Annotated in this window: 11 protein-coding genes and 2 riboswitches; of the genes, 3 read left to right on the top strand and 8 right to left on the bottom strand. The window is 65.6% G+C overall.

The window, feature by feature from the left end; genetic code table 11:
* Positions 1-4: 4 nt before the first annotated feature.
* Positions 5-3,385: a pyruvate carboxylase gene (locus ABIA30_RS11375; RefSeq protein ID WP_370065534.1), complete on the top strand. Its 3,381-nt coding sequence runs from the start codon at positions 5-7 to the stop codon at positions 3,383-3,385.
* Positions 3,386-3,440: 55 nt separating this feature from the next.
* Here the strand turns inward: ABIA30_RS11375 and metE are convergent, their stop codons facing one another.
* From metE to ABIA30_RS11405, 6 genes are all read right to left on the bottom strand, one after another.
* Positions 3,441-5,702, bottom strand: coding sequence for a 5-methyltetrahydropteroyltriglutamate--homocysteine S-methyltransferase (gene metE, locus ABIA30_RS11380; protein WP_370065131.1), 2,262 nt, complete (start codon positions 5,700-5,702; stop codon positions 3,441-3,443).
* Positions 5,703-5,816: 114 nt separating this feature from the next.
* A riboswitch (cobalamin riboswitch) is annotated at positions 5,817-6,015 on the bottom strand.
* A 65-nt stretch (positions 6,016-6,080) separates the two neighbouring features.
* Positions 6,081-6,446: a YbjQ family protein gene (locus ABIA30_RS11385; protein WP_370065133.1), complete on the bottom strand. Its 366-nt coding sequence runs from the start codon at positions 6,444-6,446 to the stop codon at positions 6,081-6,083.
* Between the two features lie 124 nt (positions 6,447-6,570).
* Positions 6,571-7,485: a CbtA family protein gene (locus ABIA30_RS11390; protein ID WP_370065135.1), complete on the bottom strand. Its 915-nt coding sequence runs from the start codon at positions 7,483-7,485 to the stop codon at positions 6,571-6,573.
* Positions 7,486-7,498: 13 nt separating this feature from the next.
* Positions 7,499-7,714 carry a CbtB-domain containing protein gene (locus tag ABIA30_RS11395; RefSeq protein ID WP_370065137.1) on the bottom strand — a complete coding sequence of 72 codons (216 nt, stop codon included), beginning with the start codon at positions 7,712-7,714 and terminating at the stop codon, positions 7,499-7,501.
* Between the two features lie 181 nt (positions 7,715-7,895).
* The gene (locus ABIA30_RS11400) at positions 7,896-8,180 is read right to left on the bottom strand and encodes a WhiB family transcriptional regulator (RefSeq protein ID WP_370065139.1); all 285 of its coding nucleotides are present in this window, start codon (positions 8,178-8,180) and stop codon (positions 7,896-7,898) included.
* 34 nt (positions 8,181-8,214) lie between these two features.
* Entirely contained in the window at positions 8,215-8,571 is a 357-nt protein-coding gene (locus ABIA30_RS11405) for a copper resistance protein CopC (RefSeq protein ID WP_370065141.1), read from the bottom strand.
* Between the two features lie 171 nt (positions 8,572-8,742).
* Positions 8,743-8,871, top strand: a riboswitch (cobalamin riboswitch).
* Between the two features lie 32 nt (positions 8,872-8,903).
* Here ABIA30_RS11405 and ABIA30_RS11410 point away from each other — a divergent pair.
* Positions 8,904-10,010: a HoxN/HupN/NixA family nickel/cobalt transporter gene (locus ABIA30_RS11410; RefSeq protein ID WP_370065143.1), complete on the top strand. Its 1,107-nt coding sequence runs from the start codon at positions 8,904-8,906 to the stop codon at positions 10,008-10,010.
* Positions 10,011-10,020: 10 nt separating this feature from the next.
* Here the strand turns inward: ABIA30_RS11410 and ABIA30_RS11415 are convergent, their stop codons facing one another.
* Positions 10,021-11,964, bottom strand: a complete 1,944-nt coding sequence (locus ABIA30_RS11415) for a heavy metal translocating P-type ATPase (RefSeq protein ID WP_370065145.1) — start codon at positions 11,962-11,964, stop codon at positions 10,021-10,023.
* Positions 11,965-12,026: 62 nt separating this feature from the next.
* Between ABIA30_RS11415 and ABIA30_RS11420 the strand changes: the two genes are divergently transcribed.
* Positions 12,027-12,389, top strand: a complete 363-nt coding sequence (locus tag ABIA30_RS11420; protein ID WP_370065147.1) for an ArsR/SmtB family transcription factor — start codon at positions 12,027-12,029, stop codon at positions 12,387-12,389.
* A 52-nt stretch (positions 12,390-12,441) separates the two neighbouring features.
* Here the strand turns inward: ABIA30_RS11420 and clpC1 are convergent, their stop codons facing one another.
* Positions 12,442-14,964, bottom strand: a complete 2,523-nt coding sequence (clpC1, locus tag ABIA30_RS11425) for an ATP-dependent protease ATP-binding subunit ClpC (protein ID WP_370065149.1) — start codon at positions 14,962-14,964, stop codon at positions 12,442-12,444.
* Positions 14,965-15,358 lie beyond the last annotated feature (394 nt).

The following is a 15,358-nucleotide window of genomic DNA, read 5'->3' on the forward strand; positions in this document are numbered from 1 at the left end:
CGCCATCTCCAAAGTTCTTGTTGCCAACCGCGGTGAGATCGCGATCCGGGCGTTCCGGGCGGCCTACGAGATGGGCATCGCGACGGTTGCGGTGTACGCCTACGAGGACCGAAACTCGCCGCACCGACTGAAGGCGGACGAGTCCTACCAGATCGGTGAGCAGGGCCACCCCGTCCGGGCCTATCTCACGGTCTCCGAGATCATCCGGGTGGCCCAGCTGTCCGGTGCCGATGCGGTGTATCCCGGATACGGATTCCTTTCGGAGAACCCGGAACTGGCCTCGGCCTGCGCCGCGGCCGGTATCACCTTTGTCGGCCCGGGCGCCGAGGTCCTGGAGCTGACCGGTAACAAGGCCAGTGCCATCGCGGCGGCCCGGGCGGCCGGCTTGCCGGTGCTCGCCTCGTCGAAGCCATCGGCATCGGTCGATGAACTCCTCACGGCCGCAGCCGAAATGGAGTTTCCGCTCTTCGTCAAGGCGGTCTCCGGTGGCGGCGGCCGCGGCATGCGGCGGGTCACCGAACCCGCAGGGCTGGCCGAAGCCATCGAAGCGGCGTCGCGAGAAGCCCAGGCGGCGTTCGGCGATCCGATGGTCTATCTCGAGCAGGCGGTCCTCAACCCGCGCCACATCGAAGTGCAGATCCTCGCTGACGGCACGGGCGAGGTGATCCACCTCTTCGAACGGGACTGCAGCGTGCAGCGTCGGCACCAGAAGGTGATCGAGCTCGCGCCGGCGCCGAACCTCAGCGACGAACTGCGGGGCCGTATCTGTGCTGACGCAGTGACATTCGCTCGCCAGATCCGGTATTTCTGCGCGGGCACCATCGAGTTTCTACTCGATGAGCGGGGGCACCACGTGTTCATCGAATGCAATCCCCGCATCCAGGTCGAGCACACGGTGACCGAGGAGATCACCGATGCGGATCTGGTGGCTGCCCAGTTGCGGATCGCGGCCGGCGAATCGTTGGCCGATCTGGGACTGAACCAGGACAGTCTGCGCATCCGCGGCGCCGCGCTGCAATGCCGGATCACCACCGAGGATCCGGCCAACGGGTTCCGTCCGGACACCGGCCGGATCACGGCCTACCGCAGTCCGGGCGGCGCGGGGGTGCGACTGGATGGCGGCACCAACGTGGGCGCGGAGATCAGCGCGCACTTCGATTCCATGCTGGTCAAGCTGACCTGCCGTGGTCACGACTTCGCGACCGCTGTGGCCCGGGCCCGGCGAGCCCTTGCCGAGTTCCGTATCCGCGGCGTTTCGACGAACATCCCATTCTTGCAAGCGGTTCTGGATGACCCGGACTTCGCCGCAGGCAGTGTCTCGACGTCATTCATCGACCAGCGCCCGCAGTTGCTCACCGCTCACACGCCGAGTGACCGCGGCACCCGGATCCTCAACTACCTGGCCGACGTGACGGTGAACACGCCACACGGTCAGCGCCCGTCGGCGGTCTATCCACGCGACAAGCTGCCGGCAATCGATCTGACCGTGCCACCACCGCCGGGCAGCAAGCAGCTGCTGACCGAACTCGGGCCGGAGGGCTTCACCTCCTCATTGCTCGACTCGCCGCGGGTGTGGGTCACCGACACCACGTTCCGTGACGCGCACCAGTCGCTGCTGGCTACCCGGGTGCGCACCTCGGGGCTGGTCAAGGTGGCCCCGTACGTGGCCCGGATGACACCGCAACTGCTGTCGGTCGAGTGCTGGGGCGGGGCGACTTATGATGTGGCACTTCGATTCTTGAAAGAAGATCCGTGGGAGCGGTTGGCCGCGCTGCGGGAGGCGATGCCCAACATCTGCTTGCAGATGTTGCTGCGCGGACGCAACACCGTGGGCTACACCCCGTACCCGGTGTCGGTCACCTCGACCTTCGTCGAAGAAGCCACGGCGACAGGCGTTGATATCTTCCGCATCTTCGATGCGCTGAACAATGTGGACTCGATGCGCCCGGCAATCGATGCGGTGCGCGAAACCGGCTCTGCGGTAGCCGAAGTGGCGATGTCTTACACCGGTGACCTGTCCGACCCGGCCGAATCGCTGTACACCCTGGACTACTGGCTCAAACTCGCCGAGCAGATCGTAGAAGCCGGGGCCCACGTGCTGGCGATCAAGGACATGGCCGGCCTGTTGCGGCCACCCGCGGCGGCAACCCTGTTGTCTGCGTTGCGATCCCGCTTCGATCTGCCGGTACACGTCCACACCCACGACACCCCGGGTGGTCAACTGGCCACCTACCTTGCCGCCTGGCAGGCGGGGGCCTCAGCGGTCGATGGGGCGGCCGCTCCACTGGCCGGCACCACCAGCCAGCCGGCGCTCAGTTCGATTGTCGCCGCGGCGGCACACACCGTCCACGACACCGGACTGTCGTTGGCGAACGTGTGCGACCTGGAACCGTACTGGGAGGCGCTGCGTGGGGTCTACGCGCCGTTCGAGGCGGGTCTGCCCGCGCCGACCGGTCGGGTGTACACCCACGAGATCCCCGGTGGTCAGCTCAGCAACCTACGCACCCAGGCCGTCGCACTCGGCCTGGGCGGCCGGTTCGAGGATGTCGAAAACTCCTATGCCGGAGCAGATCACATCCTGGGCCGGCTGGTGAAGGTCACCCCCTCCAGCAAGGTGGTGGGTGACCTGGCGCTCGCGCTGGTCGGCGCCGGAATCAGCGCCCAAGAGTTCGCGGCCGATCCGGCCCGTCACGACATCCCGGATTCCGTGATCGGCTTCCTGCGCGGCGAACTCGGCGAGCCGGCCGCCGGCTGGCCGGAGCCATTGCGCACCAGGGCCTTAGCGGGCCGGGCTCCGACAAGGCCGACGGCCGAGCTCACCGCTGCGGATGAAGCCGAGCTGGCAGACCCGGGACCAACCCGCAGAGCAACCCTCAACAGGCTGCTCTTCCCCGGACCCACCCGCGAGTTCCAAAAGCACCGCGAACAATTCGGGGACACCTCCCTGCTGAGCGCCAACCAGTTCTTCTACGGGCTGCGGCGCGGCGAAGAGCACCGGGTGAAATTGGAGAAGGGTGTGGAGCTGCTCATCGGGCTGGAGGCCATCTCCGAGCCCGACGATCGCGGTATGCGCACCGTGCTGTGTCTGCTCAACGGGCAGTTACGTCCAATTCAGGTGCGGGACAGGTCAATTGACAGCGCTGTTCCAGTTGCGGAGAAAGCGGACCGCGCCAACCCCGACCATGTCGCGGCGCCCTTCGCCGGTGTGGTGACGATCGGGGTGGCAGTGGGTGAGCAGGTTCAGGCCGGCCAGACGGTTGCGACCATCGAAGCGATGAAGATGGAGGCCGCCATCACTTCGCCGAAGGCCGGCACGGTCAAGCGGATTGCGGTGGCTCCCACCGCAAGCGTCGAAGGCAACGATCTACTCGTCGTGGTGAATTGAGTCTGAAGAAGCCCCGGTCTGGTGACTGCGCACCTAACCGGGGCTTCTTCGCTGTCTAGCTGCGGACCGCGACCGCAGCCGCAACCATGTTGCGCAGCGACTCGGTGACCTCGTCGGTCTTGCGGGTCTTGAGACCGCAGTCGGGGTTCACCCAAAGACGCTCTGCCGGAACGGCATCGAGCGCACGGCGCAACGACGTCGCCATCTCGTCGGCGGTCGGAACCCGCGGCGAGTGGATGTCGTAGACACCCGGGCCGACGCTGTTCGAGAATCCGATGCCGTTGAGGTCATCGAGCACCTCCATGTGCGAACGCGCCGCCTCGATCGACGTCACGTCGGCGTCGAGGTCCGCGATGGCGCCGATCACCTCACCGAACTCCGAGTAGCACAGGTGGGTGTGGATCTGGGTGGCATCGCTGACGCCCGAGGTGGACAGCCGGAACGCGTCGACCGCCCACTTCAGGTAGGCGGCCTTGTCCGCGTCGCGCAGCGGCAGGAGCTCGCGCAGTGCGGGCTCGTCGACCTGGATGATGGCGATGCCGGCGGCTTGCAGTTCCACCGTCTCGTCCCGGATGGCCAGCGCAACCTGGTTGGCGGAGTCGGCCAGCGGCTGATCGTCGCGGACGAACGACCACGCCAGGATGGTCACCGGACCGGTGAGCATGCCCTTGACCGGCTTGTCGGTCAAGGTCTGTGCGTACTTGGCCCATTCGACTGTCATCGGCTGCTGTCGAGTGACGTCACCGAACAGCACCGGCGGACGCACGCAACGGCTGCCGTACGACTGCACCCAGCCACTGCGCGTGGCGAAGAAGCCATCCAGTTGCTCGGCGAAGTACTGCACCATGTCGTTGCGCTCGGGCTCGCCATGTACGAGCACGTCCAGGCCCAGGTCCTCCTGCAAGCGGATGACCGCCTCGACCTCGGCCCTCATCCGCTTGGTGTACTCGGTCTCGTCGATGTCGCCGGCCACCAGCGCCGCGCGGGCTTTGCGGATGTCGACGGTCTGCGGGAACGAGCCGATGGTGGTGGTCGGCAACGACGGCAGGTTGAGCCGGGCATCCTGGGCCTTGCGACGCTCGGCAGCCGGCCCGCGGCCGATGCCTCCGGTCAGTGCGGTCTGCAGACGGGCGCGGATGACGCCGTTGTGCAGCCTGGGATCCTGTGCCCGCGACGCCACCGCCAGGTTCGACGCCTCGATCTCGGCAGCGACCTGATCCCGACCATCGCGCAGTGCCACCGCCAGCGTCGCAACCTCGCGAACCTTCTCGGTGCCGAAGGCCAGCCAGCTGCGCAGAGCATCGTCCAGGCCGTCCTCGGGATCCAGCGAGTACGGCACGTGCAGCGTCGAGCACGAGGTCGAGACAGCCACCGACTTGGCCGAACCAACCAGCGCCCCCAGCCGGGCCAATGCCGCTTCCAGATTGGCACGCCAGATATTGCGGCCATCGACGACGCCGGCCACCAGCAGCTTGTCTGCCAAGCCCGCAACGCCGGCCACCGGCTGATCACCACCGGCGATGAAGTCGACCGCGATGCCCTCGATCGGAGTCCGCGCCAATGCGGCCAGCGCATCGCCCAGCGCACCGAAGTAGGTGGCCACCAGGATCGCCGGTCGCTTCGCGGCACCGGCGAGCGCCGAATAGACCTGCTCGGCCAGTTCGGCAGCGTTGTCCAGGATGTCGGTGACCAGCACCGGCTCATCGATCTGCACCCAATCGGCACCGGCGTCGGCCAGCTGCCCCAGTAGGTCGGCGTACAACGGCAGCAGTTCACCGAGACGTTCGATGGGGGCGGCGGCGCCGTCCACCGCCTTGCTCAGTGCCAGGAAGGTGATCGGACCGACGATCACCGGACGCGCCGAAATACCCTGGGACTGAGCCTCTTTGAGCTCATCGAGCACCTTCGCCGGGTTCAGGGCGAAGGTGGTCTGGGGGCCGATCTCCGGGACGATGTAGTGGTAGTTGGTGTCGAACCACTTGGTCATCTCCAACGGCGCGATGTCCGCCGTCCCGCGAGCCGCGGCGAAGTAGCGGTCGAGATCATCGGCCACGCCCTGCACCCGGGCCGGCAAGGCGCCCAGCAGAACCGCTGTGTCCAGCACCTGGTCGTAGTAAGAGAAGGTGTTGACCGGAATCGAGTCCAAGCCGGCCTCGGCCAGCGCGGTGCGCGCATCGCGGCGCAGGCCCGCGGCGATCTCCTCGAGTGCGGCACGGTCGATCCGCGCCGCCCAGTAGCGTTCGACGGCCCGCTTCAGTTCCCGGTTCGGGCCGATGCGGGGCGTACCCAGAACGGTTGCGGTGAATAGTGTTGACAAGGGAGGTCCTTCAAAAGCGACGGAAGTGCGCACAGCCCAAGGACATCCCTCGAGGACAGCGAGAACCGCCCTCGGCGATCAGCCCATTCCGCGAGGCGATGCACCGCCGGATGCGGCGCATCCGGCACAGCTGGCAGGTCTTCGGACTCGCAGGCTCGCATCCTCGGATGCACCTAATGGCCGTCGCTTCCCAGTTCCAAAGGAAACCAGTGCAGATGACGGTGTTCGTTCCTGCATACCGCTGCGGGACAGTCCCGGATTCTCACCGGGTTCCCTCTCATGGCGGGTACCCACCATTCGATGTCTCAAACGCCGAAGCGTCATCAACAGACCAGCTGCACTCAGGAGATTACCTCGTCACGCCGGGTAGACGGCAGGTCAGCCGCTGTAGCCCAGCTGCTGCGCGGTGTAGCGCGCCCCGTCGGTCACCGGAACCGCTTGTACCGCAGTGCCGTACGCACAGATCTCGGTCCACACCTCACCGATCTCGGTGGTATCGAAACGCATGGCGATGATGGCGTTACCGCCGCGATTACGGGCCTCGCCGATCAGGCGACTCATCGCCTCGTTACGGCTTTCCGCGAGATTCTTGGTCATGCCCTGCAGCTCACCGCCGAACATCGACTTGAACCCGGCGCCCATCTGCGAGAAGGCATTCCGAGAGCGGACGGTAAGCCCGAACACCTCGCCGCAGACCCGCTGAATCTCCCAGCCCGGAAGATCATTCGTGGTAACCACCAACATTTCGCTGCCCTCCCGGCACGCCGTTTGCATCCCGCCGTCAGGCTACCGCCGCCGACCTCAAGACTCTTGGTCAACACAAAACCGCCCAGCTCCGCAACGGATCTGGGCGGTTTTGGTGTTGTCGTCAGGCCGCGACGGTCTCCGTGGACTCGGCACTCGACTTGGTGGCTCCACCGTCGAGGTACCGCTGGATCAGTGCCCCGAACACCAGACCGATGACGGTCCAGATGAGAGCCTGGTTGATCAGCGAGTACCAGCGGAACTTCCACAGCACATCGGGATCGAAGCCCGGGTAAACGATCTGGCCCGGCTGTATCAGGCCCTTACCCTCGACGTTCAACGGCGTCGGCAGGATGTTGGTGATCGGTTGCGGGGTTTCGGTGGCAGCCCGAGCGAAACCGAACTGGTCCGCCTGCGCCACGTTGGCAGACAAGTCACCCAGCGACGGCAGCGCCGCCAACAGACCGCCGTAGACCACTAAGAATCCGACCACCGCGATGCCCACAGCCTTCGGCCAGCCGAGCTTGCCGGACAGCTTGCGCACCGCGAAAACCGCAAGCCCGAGCAAGATCACCGAGCCGGCGACCATGGTCAGGTACAGCTCGCCACGGGTCTGGATGGTGAAGTCGTGCCCGATGGCCGGCGGGTTGGCCGGGTATTTGACGAACGGCAGCAGGTACACGCCAAGGAAGCCGAACCCGGCGACGGCCCAGCCCAGCACCTTCGGCTTGATACCGAATCGGCCGTGCAGCACCAAGTAAGCAACGGCAACCAGCGCGCCCATGGCGATCGAGAAACCGATGATGCCGGTGGCAATACCGACGCCGGACTGGATGGAGCGGCTGAAGATCTCGGGGCCGTCGGGAGCTATGGGGCGCCCGGCGGCGCTATTCAACGCGTTCAAAATATCGTCGCGGCCCGATTCATAGTCGATGGCCTTGTCGATGGTTGGCTCAGCAAAAATTCGGGCAAAGAGGAACCCCAGAATGCCGGCGATCAGACCGGCGAGGGCTCCGCGCCCGATGACGCGGATTTCCACAACAGTCCCCTGATCAGTGGCAGGGGAAACCGAGGAAGTGCCGCGAGTCGTGTACCCACTCGTGGACGACCATGGTCTTGCCGAATACCGACGTCATGCCTTCATCGACACCGATGAAGTAGTACGCCAGCAGCGCCAGGAAAATCGTCACACCGAGTAGCACGGCCACCCGGCCTGCCGATAACGCCTCGGCCGATACACCGGGCCTCGATGCTGGAATGCTCGTCATCGTCAAACCTCCTATTGGGGTTGTGCGCCCCTACCTATTGGGTTATGCACGACGGTCAAAGGTCTGACTCACCCGAAGGCTCACAGTGGCGCAACCGTGCCGGATTCACACCGGCTTCCAAGCACCGTCATACGGAACGGAACGATACACCGGCCGGGTGCCACGCGAAACGGCTCAACGGTCATCCAACACCCTGGTCAACGAGCAGCCGCGCGCGCTCGGCTTCGGTCAGGCCTCCCCAGGTGCCGAAGGTTTCTCCTACTCGTAGGGCATGCTCGCGGCACTCAGCTGTCACCGGGCATTGATGGCAGATCAGCTTTGCCCGCTTCTCGCGCTCGAATCGGGCTCGACCCCGCTCCCCATCGGGCGAAAAGAAAGTCCGCACATCCACACCACGGCAGTTGGCCCGCAACTGCCAATCCCACAATTCCACGTTGGGGCCGGGCAGGCACTGAGGCAACCTCACGCCGTGACCTTCCTTTTCATGGATCGGGCCGCCATCAACTGACGGTGAACAACCACGAGCTGTGGACGTCGTCACCATCGGCCGCATTGTTCTTCCAGTGCACCGTGTACTCACCTGCCGGCAACGACGGCCGCAGCGCAATCGAGTACGTCGAACCCGAGCCGTTCGTCGGTCCCGTTGACCACGCAGCGTGATCACTACCCGTCACCCAGATCTCGGCATTGGTGACCGGCTCGTTGAAGGTGATCGACACCTGGGAAGGGGCCGGTCCCGTCGAGTTCTCGGCGGGCGAACTGCCCACCACCCAGTCGTGAGCGGCGGCGATACCCGGGCTGATCAGGCCAGATGCAGTCAGGACGGCGGTGACAGCCAGCACAGGGCCGATTTTCATGGGATATCGCTTTCGTTCGAGTCGAGGCACGACAGTCAAAGAGACGCATTAGTTAGTCGCCGACGCGACCCGTTTGGTTCCCGCCTCGCCAATAAATCTGTCGGTCGCCGAAAGGTCTTGCGGCGCATCGCGGTACGGCCGCCAAACGGTCGTTGGCAGCAGAGAGCCCGGAGTGATACGTTGCGCATTGTTGCCCAGGCGGCACGGAATCCGGTGTGAATCCGGAACGGTCGCGCCACTGTGATCACCACCGATGCAAAGATGGTGAAAGTCAGACCTGCCCACCTGGACGGCCCACAACGGGGACGCGAGATCCCCAGGGAGGTGTAGGGATGTCCGAATCAGTTGAATCTGCCGGCAACGTGTTTCGCCGGATGACCAAGGCATGGGACCGCAAGGACTGGCGGGAGTTCGCCGCTCTGGCCACCGCGATCGCGCTGCTACACATCGTCGGTTTCGGATCGCTGCTGCTATTGATCGCTCCGAACCACTACCAAGTCGGAACCCAGGTGTTCGGAGTCGGCCTGGGTATCACCGCCTATACGTTCGGCCTGCGGCATGCCTTCGATGCCGACCACATCGCCGCCATCGACAACACCACCCGCAAGCTGACCGCCGACGGGTCGAAGCCGAAGTCGGTCGGCTTCTGGTTCGCCATGGGTCATTCCACGATCGTGCTCGCGATGGCCGTCCTGGTCGTCGTCGCAGCCAAGGTGGCCGGGGACCTGACCAGCGATGGCTCGCCGATCCGCCGTGAACTCGGTATTGCCGGAACGCTCGCCTCTGGCCTGTTTCTCTGGCTGATCGGCATCATCAATATCGTTGCGCTGATCGGCATCTGGCGCGTGTTCACCGCGCTACGTCGGGGTGAGTTCGACGAACAGGACCTTGAAGACCAGCTGGACAACCGCGGATTCCTGGCCCGCATCCTGCGTCCCGTGATGAAGCGGATCAAACGCCCGATCCAGATGTTCCCGGTCGGATTGCTGTTCGGACTGGGATTCGATACCGCCACCGAAGTTGCGCTGCTCGCGCTCGCCGGCACCGGAGCCGCAGCCGGTCTGCCGTGGTTCGCCGTGCTGACGCTGCCGGTGCTGTTCGCAGCGGGCATGAGCTTGATGGACACCGCGGACGGGTTGTTCATGACGGTGGCCTACGACTGGGCGTTCGCCAAGCCGGTCCGCAAGATCTACTACAACCTGACCATCACCGGACTGTCGGTCGCGGTCGCCCTGCTGATCGGCACCATCGAACTGGTCGGGGTGCTGCACGACAACATGGACTGGGTGAACCCGTTCTCCGACTGGGTCAGCGCCATCGACCTGAACAACGTCGGCTTCATCATCGTCGGCCTGTTCGTGGTCACCTGGCTCGGCGCCATCGCATATTGGAAGTTCAGCGGCATCGAAAAGCGTTGGGCGCCAACCGGTGAGGCATAGGCGCCTGCGATTACCGCCGCTCGGCGGCCGCGCGGCTCCAGGCCGCGTTGCGCAGCAGCCGTAGCCCGTTGAGGCCGACGATGATGGTGGAACCTTCGTGACCGGCCACACCCAACGGCAGCGGCAGGGTGCCGACCAGATCCCAGGCCACCAAGGCGGCGATGAACGCTGCCGCGATGACCAGATTGGCCACGACCACCCGGCGAGCCGCACGCGACAACGCGATCACCGCGGGCACGGCGCTCAGTTCGTCACCGATGAGCACGGCGTCGGCGGTCTGCAGGGTGAGGTCCGATCCCACCCCGCGAAGCGCGACCCCGACGTGGGCGGCGGCCAGGGCGGGTGCGTCGTTGACGCCGTCGCCGACCATCGTCACCGCAGTACCGTCGTCCTGTAATTCCGTTACCGCACTGACCTTTTCGTGCGGCAGCAGACCGGCTCGCACATCGGCGATACCGACGCGGTCGGCCACCGCCTGCGCGGCAGCGCGGTTGTCGCCGGTGAGCAACGTGGGGCGCCGTCCGGTCAATTCGCCAGCGGCCGCAACTGCCGCCGCCGCATCTGGGCGCAATTGGTCGGCCAGGCCCAGCACCGCGACGGGGCGATGGTCGACGGTGACGACGACGGCGGTACGGCCGGCCTCCTCGATTGCCCCGACGATGTCGTCGGCGCGCATCGCGACCGGCGACCCGACCTCGATCACCCGGCCGCCGACCGCGGCCTGCACTCCCCGACCCGGCCGCGCCACGAAGTCGACGGCACCCGGCACGTCGAGCCCGCGACTCTTCGCCGCGCGGACCATCGCCGCGCCCAGCGGATGCTCACTGGCGCGCTCGGCCGCCGCGGCCAGGCTCAGCATCTCGTCATCGGTGAACTCGGAACTCAGCACTCGGATATCCACCAACTCGGGGGTTCCGCGGGTAAGGGTGCCGGTCTTGTCGAAAGCGACCAGGTCGGTGGACCCGAGCCGTTCCATCACCACGGCGGATTTGACCAAGACGCCGTGCCGGCCGGCGTTGGCGATCGCGGCGAGCAGGGGCGGCATCGTCGCCAATACCACTGCACAGGGAGAGGCGACGATCATGAAGGTCATCGCTCGTAGCAGGGCTGCACGGAGCGAATCGCCCGCCAGCAGCGGGATGACGAAGACGGCGATGGTAACGGCGACCATGCCGATGGAGTACCGCTGCTCGACCTTCTCGATGAAGAGTTGGGTGCGCGCCTTGGTCGCGCTGGCCCGCTCCACCAGCGCGGCGATCCGCGCCACCACCGAGTCCTCGGCGCGCCGATCGACCCGGATGCGTAGTGCCCCGGTGCCGTTGAGGGTCCCGGCGAAAACCTCGTCACCGACGGCCTTGTCCACCGGCAGCGGCTCGCCGGTGATGGTGGCCTGATCGACCTCGCCGGCCCCGGCGATCACCGTCGCGTCCGCGGCGATGCGCTCGCCGGGCCGCACCAGCAGCACGTCCCCTACGGCCAGGCCGGACACCGGCACCGTCTGCTCGCCGCCTTCGGCGGTGATCAGGGTTGCGGTGTCGGGCGCCAAGTCGAGCAGCCCGCGCACCGAATCCTCGGTCCGGGCAGTGGCCAGCGCCTCCAACGCACCTGAGGTGGCGAAGATGACGATCAGCAGGGCCCCGTCGGTGATCTGCCCGATAGCCGCCGCTCCGACGGCCGCGACCACCATCAGCAGGTCGACATCAAGGACCTTCTCGCGTAGCGCCTGTAGCCCGGCCAACGCGGGCTCCCAGCCACCCGTGGCATAGCAGGCCAGGTACAGCACCCACCACACCCACGCCGGCGCACCGACCAGTTGCGCGCCCAGCCCGACCAGAAAGAGCGCAAGTGACGCTGCAGCCCAACGCATTTCAGGAAGCGAAAACACGCGACGAGCTCGCCGGACAGGCACCGGATCCAGGTCCGGCACAATCGGCGACCGCACGTCAGTTTGCATGCCGCGAGATTATCAGAAGATATGAATACGTCTTCATTTATGTGGCTAAGTACACTTTGTTCATGGGACACGGTGTCGAGGGGCGCGATCGCCCGACCGGACGGCTCGATGCCGACGCCGCGGCTCAGGTCGCCACGACATTGCAGGCGCTGGCCACCCCGAGCCGGCTGATGATCCTGACCGAATTGCGCCAGGGCCCCCGTTCGGTCACCGACCTGGCCGACGCCATCGGGCTGGAACAATCCCTGGTCTCGCACCAATTGCGCCTGCTGCGCAATCTCGGGCTGGTCGCCGGCGCGCGGACAGGCCGCAGCATCATCTACAGCCTGTACGACAACCACGTCGCCCAACTACTCGACGAAGCCGTCTATCACAGCGAGCACCTGCGACTCGGATTGGCCGATCGCTCCAACGACGCGGGCTGAACAAACGAAAAAGCACTCCCCGGTTTCCCGGGGAGTGCTTTTTCGTTGACTGTTACTCGGCCGCAGCGGCTCCAGCCAGATCTGCCTCTGCCGACTCCTTCGGGTGACCGACGAACGTGAACACCGCATCCTCGGTGTTGTTGCTCTCGCCGTCCCAGTTGGTGACGTCGACCGTGACCAACTGACCAGGGCCGACCTCCTCGAAGAGGATCTTCTCCGACAGCTGGTCCTCGATCTCGCGCTGGATGGTCCGGCGCAGTGGCCGCGCACCCAGCACCGGATCGAAGCCACGCTTGGCCAGTAGTGCCTTGGCCTTCGGCGTCAACTCCATTGCCATGTCCTTGGCCTTGAGCTGCTTGCCGACCCGAGCGATCATCAATTCCACCATTTGAACGATCTCGTCCTGCGTCAACTGGTGGAACACGATGATGTCATCGATCCGGTTCAGGAACTCCGGGCGGAAGTGCTTCTTCAGCTCGTCGTGCACCTTGAGCTTCATCCGCTCGTAGTTGTTCTCACCACCGCCATGGGTGAAGCCCAGACCCACTGCCTTGGAGATGTCGCTGGTGCCCAGGTTGGACGTGAAAATCAGCACGGTGTTCTTGAAGTCCACAGTGCGCCCCTGACCGTCGGTCAGACGGCCGTCTTCGAGGACCTGCAGGAGGCTGTTGTAGATCTCCTGGTGCGCCTTCTCGATCTCGTCGAACAGCACCACACTGAACGGCTTGCGGCGCACCTTCTCGGTGAGCTGGCCACCCTCTTCGTAGCCGACGTACCCGGGAGGGGCACCGAACAGCCGCGACGCGGTGAACCGGTCGTGGAACTCGCCCATGTCGATCTGGATCAGCGCGTCGTCGTCGCCGAACAGGAACTCCGCCAGCGCCTTGGACAGCTCGGTCTTACCGACGCCGGACGGGCCGGCGAAGATGAACGAGCCCGACGGACGCTTGGGGTCCTTCAGGCCGGCGCGGGTACGCCGGATGGCCTTCGAGACAGCCTTCACGGCGTCGACCTGGCCGATGATCCGCTTGTGCAGCTCATCTTCCATGCGCAGCAGACGCGTGGTCTCGGCCTCGGTCAGCTTGAACACCGGGATGCCGGTCCAGTTGCCCAGAACCTCGGCGATCTGCTCGTCATCGACCTCGGCGACCACGTCGAGATCCCCCGAACGCCACTGCTTCTCTCGCTCGGCGCGCTGGGCGACCAGGGTCTTCTCCGTATCCCGCAGGCGCGCGGCCTTCTCGAAATCCTGCGCGTCGATCGCCGATTCCTTCTCCCGGCGAGCGTCGGCGATCTTCTCGTCGAACTCACGCAGGTCTGGCGGAGCGGTCATCCGGCGGATGCGCATCCGGGCGCCGGCCTCGTCGATCAGGTCGATTGCCTTGTCCGGCAGGAACCGGTCGTTGATGTACCGGTCGGCCAGCGTCGCGGCGGCGACCAGCGCGCCGTCGGTGATCGAGACACGATGGTGCGCCTCGTAGCGGTCGCGCAGACCCTTGAGGATCTCGATGGTGTGCTCGACAGTCGGTTCGCCCACCTGGACCGGCTGGAACCGGCGCTCCAGGGCGGCGTCCTTCTCGATGTACTTGCGGTACTCGTCGAGCGTGGTGGCACCGATGGTCTGCAGCTCGCCACGGGCCAGCTTCGGCTTCAGGATGGAAGCCGCATCGATCGCGCCCTCGGCAGCACCGGCACCGACCAGCGTGTGCAGCTCGTCGATGAACAGGATGATGTCGCCGCGGGTGTTGATCTCCTTGAGCACCTTCTTGAGGCGCTCTTCGAAGTCACCGCGGTAGCGGCTGCCCGCGACCAGCGAACCCAGGTCCAGGGTGTAGAGCTGCTTGTCCTTGAGGGTCTCGGGAACCTCGCCGTGCACGATGGCCTGCGCCAGGCCCTCGACGACGGCGGTCTTACCGACGCCGGGCTCGCCGATCAGCACCGGGTTGTTCTTGGTGCGGCGGCTCAGCACCTGCATGACCCGCTCGATTTCCTTCTCGCGGCCGATGACGGGGTCGAGCTTGCCCTCGGCGGCGGCGGCGGTCAGGTTACGGCCGAACTGATCCAGCACCAGCGACGTCGACGGGTTGCCCGCTTCGCCGCCGCGGCCGCCGGTTCCAGCCTCTGCGGTCTCCTTGCCCTGGTAGCCGCTCAGCAGCTGGATGACCTGCTGACGCACCCGGGTGAGTTCCGCACCGAGCTTGACCAGCACCTGGGCTGCGACGCCCTCGCCCTCGCGAATCAGCCCGAGCAGGATGTGCTCGGTACCGATGTAGTTGTGGCCGAGCTGCAGCGCTTCACGCAGGCTCAGTTCGAGGACCTTCTTGGCCCGCGGGGTGAAGGGAATGTGCCCCGACGGCGCCTGCTGACCTTGGCCGATGATCTCCTCGACCTGGCTACGCACGCCCTCCAGCGAGATGCCGAGCGACTCCAGCGACTTCGCTGCGACACCCTCGCCCTCGTGGATCAGGCCAAGCAGAATGTGCTCGGTACCGATGTAATTGTGGTTGAGCATCCGGGCTTCTTCTTGAGCCAGGACGACGACCCGCCTCGCGCGGTCGGTAAATCTCTCGAACATCGTTCTCCCTCACTCCTGACCCGGGGCAATAACGGCCCGTCCCCCAGATACACCACTCTAGTTGGCCGTGTATCTCGTTGCCGCGCGTACACCCGTTTGGCCGTACCGTTGCGGCGGCCTGTCTAGGTAACGTCACTGGTCGGGGAATCGGTGCCACGAATCGGTACGCCAAGGGCGAACAGCAGGCGGGTGCCACTGCCGCATTTTTCAGGTCCGAATAACTGCTCGGAGATGCCTAGCGCGGGGGGACCTCACCCGGACAACCACATCTGGATCGCGCGAGTCACGGTGCGTGAACCCGCAGCTGCGATGCCAGCGAAGCGGCCGGGCAACGCGGAACCGTTGCCCCAAATCCCCCCGACGCGTTCGCCGGTCAATCAAAATTGACGGAGTC

This window comes from Mycobacterium sp. MAA66 (assembly GCF_041261665.1).
GTDB lineage: Bacteria > Actinomycetota > Actinomycetes > Mycobacteriales > Mycobacteriaceae > Mycobacterium.